The sequence below is a fragment of the Kribbella pratensis genome (genome assembly GCF_004366075.1).
GTDB lineage: Bacteria > Actinomycetota > Actinomycetes > Propionibacteriales > Kribbellaceae > Kribbella > Kribbella pratensis.
In genome coordinates, this window is record NZ_SODU01000008.1 from 1 (window position 1) to 5499 (window position 5499).

The 5499-nt window shown below is 56.4% G+C and carries 3 rRNA genes; all 3 read right to left on the reverse strand.

Going from position 1 to position 5499, the window contains the following annotated elements:
* Positions 1-51 precede the first annotated feature (51 nt).
* The 3 genes from rrf to EV137_RS40340 all read right to left on the reverse strand — a co-directional run bounded on the left by rrf (position 52) and on the right by EV137_RS40340 (position 5472).
* Positions 52-169, reverse strand: a 5S ribosomal RNA gene (gene rrf / locus EV137_RS40330).
* Positions 170-328: 159 nt separating this feature from the next.
* A 23S ribosomal RNA gene (locus tag EV137_RS40335) occupies positions 329-3456 on the reverse strand.
* 491 nt (positions 3457-3947) lie between these two features.
* Positions 3948-5472, reverse strand: a 16S ribosomal RNA gene (locus EV137_RS40340).
* The 16S, 23S and 5S rRNA genes sit together here, the layout of an rRNA operon.
* Positions 5473-5499 lie beyond the last annotated feature (27 nt).

Sequence of the window (5499 nt, forward strand, 5' to 3'; positions counted from 1 at the left end):
CCACAAATGTTAAGGGCCACCCCTCGCGGGGTGGCCCTTAACAGTGTGAATGTCCGGCGGCGTCCTACTCTCCCACGACCTCCCGGTCGCAGTACCATCGGCGCTGGCGGGCTTAACTTCCAGGTTCGGAATGGAGACTGGGTGTTTCCCCGACGCTATGGCCACCGAAACTCTATAGAAATATCAATCAAACCAACTCGAGCCACAAACCCCCTACTTGCGGGGTTTGGTTGCTGGGGTTTGACCGTATTCCGGGAACCGTACAGTGAACGCGAACATCGTTACGTAGCGCAGGCTAATCATTGTCTGTCCATCTAAAAGATGGGTGTGTGACAAGCCCTCGGCCTATTAGTACCAGTCAGCTCCACACCTTGCGGCGCTTCCACCTCTGGCCTATCAACCCAGTGGTCTACTGGGGGCCTTACCCGGTTAACCCGGTGGGAGACCTCATCTTGAAGCGTGCTTCCCGCTTAGATGCTTTCAGCGGTTATCACTCCCGAACGTAGCCAACCAGCCGTGCTCCTGGCGGAACAACTGGCACACCAGAGGTTCGTCCACCCCGGTCCTCTCGTACTAGGGGCAGCCCTTCTCAAGTCTCCTGCGCGCGCAGCGGATAGGGACCGAACTGTCTCACGACGTTCTAAACCCAGCTCGCGTGCCGCTTTAATGGGCGAACAGCCCAACCCTTGGGACCTACTCCAGCCCCAGGATGCGACGAGCCGACATCGAGGTGCCAAACCATCCCGTCGATATGGACTCTTGGGGAAGATCAGCCTGTTATCCCCGGGGTACCTTTTATCCGTTGAGCGACGGTGCTCCCACATGCCACCGCCGGATCACTAGTTCCGACTTTCGTCCCTGCTCGACATGTCTGTCTCACAGTCAAGCTCCCTTGTGCACTTACACTCGACACCTGATTGCCAACCAGGCTGAGGGAACCTTTGAGCGCCTCCGTTACCTTTTAGGAGGCGACCGCCCCAGTCAAACTACCCACCAGGCACTGTCCCTGATCCGGATAACGGACCAAAGTTAGACAGCCAGAACAATCAGAGTGGTATTTCAACGATGACTCCACCCGAACTGGCGTCCGAGCTTCACAGTCTCCCACCTATCCTACACAAATTGTACCGACCACCAATACCAAGTTGTAGTAAAGGTCCCGGGGTCTTTCCGTCCTGCTGCGCGTAACGAGCATCTTTACTCGTAATGCAATTTCGCCGAGTCCATGGTTGAGACAGCGCCCAAGTCGTTACGCCATTCGTGCAGGTCGGAACTTACCCGACAAGGAATTTCGCTACCTTAGGATGGTTATAGTTACCACCGCCGTTTACTGGCGCTTAAGTTCAAAGCTTCGCCGGCCGAAACCAGCTAACCTGTCCCCTTAACGTTCCAGCACCGGGCAGGCGTCAGTCCGTATACATCGAATTACTTCTTCGCACGGACCTGTGTTTTTAGTAAACAGTCGCTTGGGCCTGGTCTCTGCGACCATCACCGCTTCAGTGAGCAAGTCACCTAACGGATCAGGTCCCCCTTCTCCCGAAGTTACGGGGGCATTTTGCCGAGTTCCTTAACCATGGTTCACTCGATCGCCTTGGTATTCTCTACCTGATCACCTGTGTCGGTTTGGGGTACGGGCGGCTCTAACACTCACTGCGAAGTTTTTCTCGGCAGCATGGGATCATCCACTTCCCCTGAACGGGTCCGCCTCGGCTCTCAGGCTCAATGAGACACGGATTTGCCTATGCCTCGCCCTACCACCTTGCCCGCGGATCAGCTTGCGCCTACCATCGCCGCGGTTGGACTACCCTCCTGCGTCACTCCTCAATGCACCTACTACCACCTCGGGTCATGTCGTCCACCGATCCGTCCGAAGACATCACAGCTTCCGACACTTAGCATCAGCGGGTTCGGTCGGGTCGTGTTAATGCCGGTACGGGAATATCAACCCGTTGTCCATCGACTACGCCTGTCGGCCTCGCCTTAGGTCCCGACTTACCCAGGGCAGATTAGCTTGACCCTGGAACCCTTGATCATCCGGCGGACGGGTTTCTCACCCGTCATTCGCTACTCATGCCTGCATTCTCACTCGTGCAGCATCCACAACTCCATCACTAGGCTGCTTCACACGCTGCACGACGCTCCCCTACCCACCCACACACCTGGACACAGACCAAAGTCTGTGCCGAGTACATATGTGAGTGCCACAGCTTCGGCGGATTGCTTGAGCCCCGCTACATTGTCGGCGCGGAATCACTTGACCAGTGAGCTATTACGCACTCTTTCAAGGGTGGCTGCTTCTAAGCCAACCTCCTGGTTGTCTGGGCAACTCCACATCCTTTTCCACTTAGCAATCGCTTAGGGGCCTTAGCTGGTGATCTGGGCTGTTTCCCTCTCGACTACGGAGCTTATCCCCCGCAGTCTCACTGCCGCGCTCTCACTTACCGGCATTCGGAGTTTGGCTGATTTCGGTAAGCCGGTAAGCCCCCTAGACCATCCAGTGCTCTACCTCCGGTAAGAAACACGCGACGCTGCACCTATATGCATTTCGGGGAGAACCAGCTATCACGGAGTTTGATTGGCCTTTCACCCCTATCCACAGGTCATCCCCCAGGTTTTCAACCCTGGTGGGTTCGGTCCTCCACGCGGTCTTACCCACGCTTCAACCTGCCCATGGATAGATCACTCCGCTTCGGGTCTAGAGCATGCGACTAAAGCGCCCTATTCAGACTCGCTTTCGCTACGGCTACCCCACACGGGTTAACCTCGCCACACACCACTAACTCGCAGGCTCATTCTTCAAAAGGCACGCCGTCACACATTCACAAGGAACATGCTCCGACGGATTGTAGGCAATCGGTTTCAGGTACTATTTCACTCCCCTCCCGGGGTACTTTTCATCTTTCCCTCACGGTACTAGTCCGCTATCGGTCACCAAGAAGTATTTAGGCTTAGCGGGTGGTCCCGCCAGATTCACACGGGATTTCAAGAGTCCCGTGCTACTTGGGAAAACACTCAAGAGTCACTGTCTTACGCCTACAGGGCTATAACCCACTACGGCTCAACATTCCAGAAGATTCGACTTCAACAGCGATTTATAACTCTTCGGACCCACGGCATTAGGCCCAGAATGCTCCCACAACCCCACATGCGCAACGCACGCCGGCTATCACACGCACATGGTTTAGCCTCATCCGCTTTCGCTCGCCACTACTCACGGAATCACTATTGTTTTCTCTTCCTGCGGGTACTGAGATGTTTCACTTCCCCGCGTTCCCTCCAGAACCCTATGTGTTCAGGCACTGGTAACTGGCTTTAGAATGCCAGCTGGGTTTCCCCATTCGGACACCCCCGGATCACAGCTCGGTTGCCAACTCCCCGGGGCTTATCGCAGGCTCCAACGTCCTTCATCGGCTCTTGGTACCAAGACATCCACCGATTGCCCTTAGTAGCTTGTCACAAAACAAACAACAAAAAGACAAAATTACGCTACAAAGAGATGCTCGCGTCCACTATACAGTTCTCAAAATACGGGCAGGAACACCAACCCTAAACCACCACCACCCAGTAGAAGAACATCCCGCAGGGAAACAACACACCCACAGAACCCTCAACACCAGACGTTTGGTGAGAGCCGGCCCCAGCCACCAGCACAACCAGTCACCCAGTTGAACCGTGACCCTAGAAGAAACAGAACCAACCCCCAGGACATCACGTCCTGTTGGCTGGGCCCGATCCCTCAGGACCCAACAGCGCGCCTCGACGATTCACTCCACCAGCTCCGCGTTCCACGCAACCCCGAAGAGTTGCAGTACTAACAACAGCCGATCTCGCTGCACATCTAATGGTCAATGTTCCACATTCCGAAGCACCGCCGCCCTGGAACGGATGTCCAGGAAACGACGAATTGACAACCCACCCTTACGGGTCGATCGCCGAATGCTCCTTAGAAAGGAGGTGATCCAGCCGCACCTTCCGGTACGGCTACCTTGTTACGACTTCGTCCTAATCGCCAGCCCCACCTTCGACGGCTCCCTCCACAAGGGTTAGGCCACCGGCTTCGGGTGTTGCCGACTTTCATGACGTGACGGGCGGTGTGTACAAGGCCCGGGAACGTATTCACCGCAGCGTTGCTGATCTGCGATTACTAGCGACTCCGACTTCATGGGGTCGAGTTGCAGACCCCAATCCGAACTGAGACCGGCTTTTTGGGATTCGCTCCACCTTACAGTTTCGCAGCCCTTTGTACCGGCCATTGTAGCATGCGTGAAGCCCTGGACATAAGGGGCATGATGACTTGACGTCATCCCCACCTTCCTCCGAGTTGACCCCGGCAGTCTCCTATGAGTCCCCACCACCCCGAAGGGCGTGCTGGCAACATAGGACGAGGGTTGCGCTCGTTGCGGGACTTAACCCAACATCTCACGACACGAGCTGACGACAGCCATGCACCACCTGTATAGGACCCTTACGGACCCCCCATCTCTGGAGGATTTCCCTATATGTCAAACCCAGGTAAGGTTCTTCGCGTTGCATCGAATTAATCCGCATGCTCCGCCGCTTGTGCGGGCCCCCGTCAATTCCTTTGAGTTTTAGCCTTGCGGCCGTACTCCCCAGGCGGGGCGCTTAATGCGTTAGCTGCGGCACGGAGGACGTGGAATGTCCCCCACACCTAGCGCCCAACGTTTACGGCGTGGACTACCAGGGTATCTAATCCTGTTCGCTACCCACGCTTTCGCTCCTCAGCGTCAGGTAAGGCCCAGAGAGCCGCCTTCGCCACCGGTGTTCTTCCTGATATCTGCGCATTCCACCGCTACACCAGGAGTTCCGCTCTCCCCTGCCTACCTCTAGTCTGCCCGTATCGGAAGCAGGCTCGGGGTTAAGCCCCGAGTTTTCACTCCCGACGTGACGAACCGCCTACGAGCCCTTTACGCCCAATAATTCCGGACAACGCTCGGACCCTACGTATTACCGCGGCTGCTGGCACGTAGTTGGCCGGTCCTTCTTCTGCAGGTACCGTCACTCTCGCTTCGTCCCTGCTGAAAGAGGTTTACAACCCGAAGGCCGTCATCCCTCACGCGGCGTTGCTGCGTCAGACTTTCGTCCATTGCGCAATATTCCCCACTGCTGCCTCCCGTAGGAGTCTGGGCCGTGTCTCAGTCCCAGTGTGGCCGGTCGCCCTCTCAGGCCGGCTACCCGTCGACGCCTTGGTAGGCCATTACCCCACCAACAAGCTGATAGGCCGCGAGCCCATCCCCAACCGCCAGAACTTTCAACCAACCACCAGGAGGCAATCGGTATTATCCGGTATTAGACCCCGTTTCCGAGGCTTATCCCAAAGTTGAGGGTAGGTTGCTCACGTGTTACTCACCCGTTCGCCGCTCGTGTACCCCCGAAGGGGCCTTACCGCTCGACTTGCATGTGTTAAGCACGCCGCCAGCGTTCGTCCTGAGCCAGGATCAAACTCTCCGTTGAAAAATATAGACAACCCAGACCCAAAGG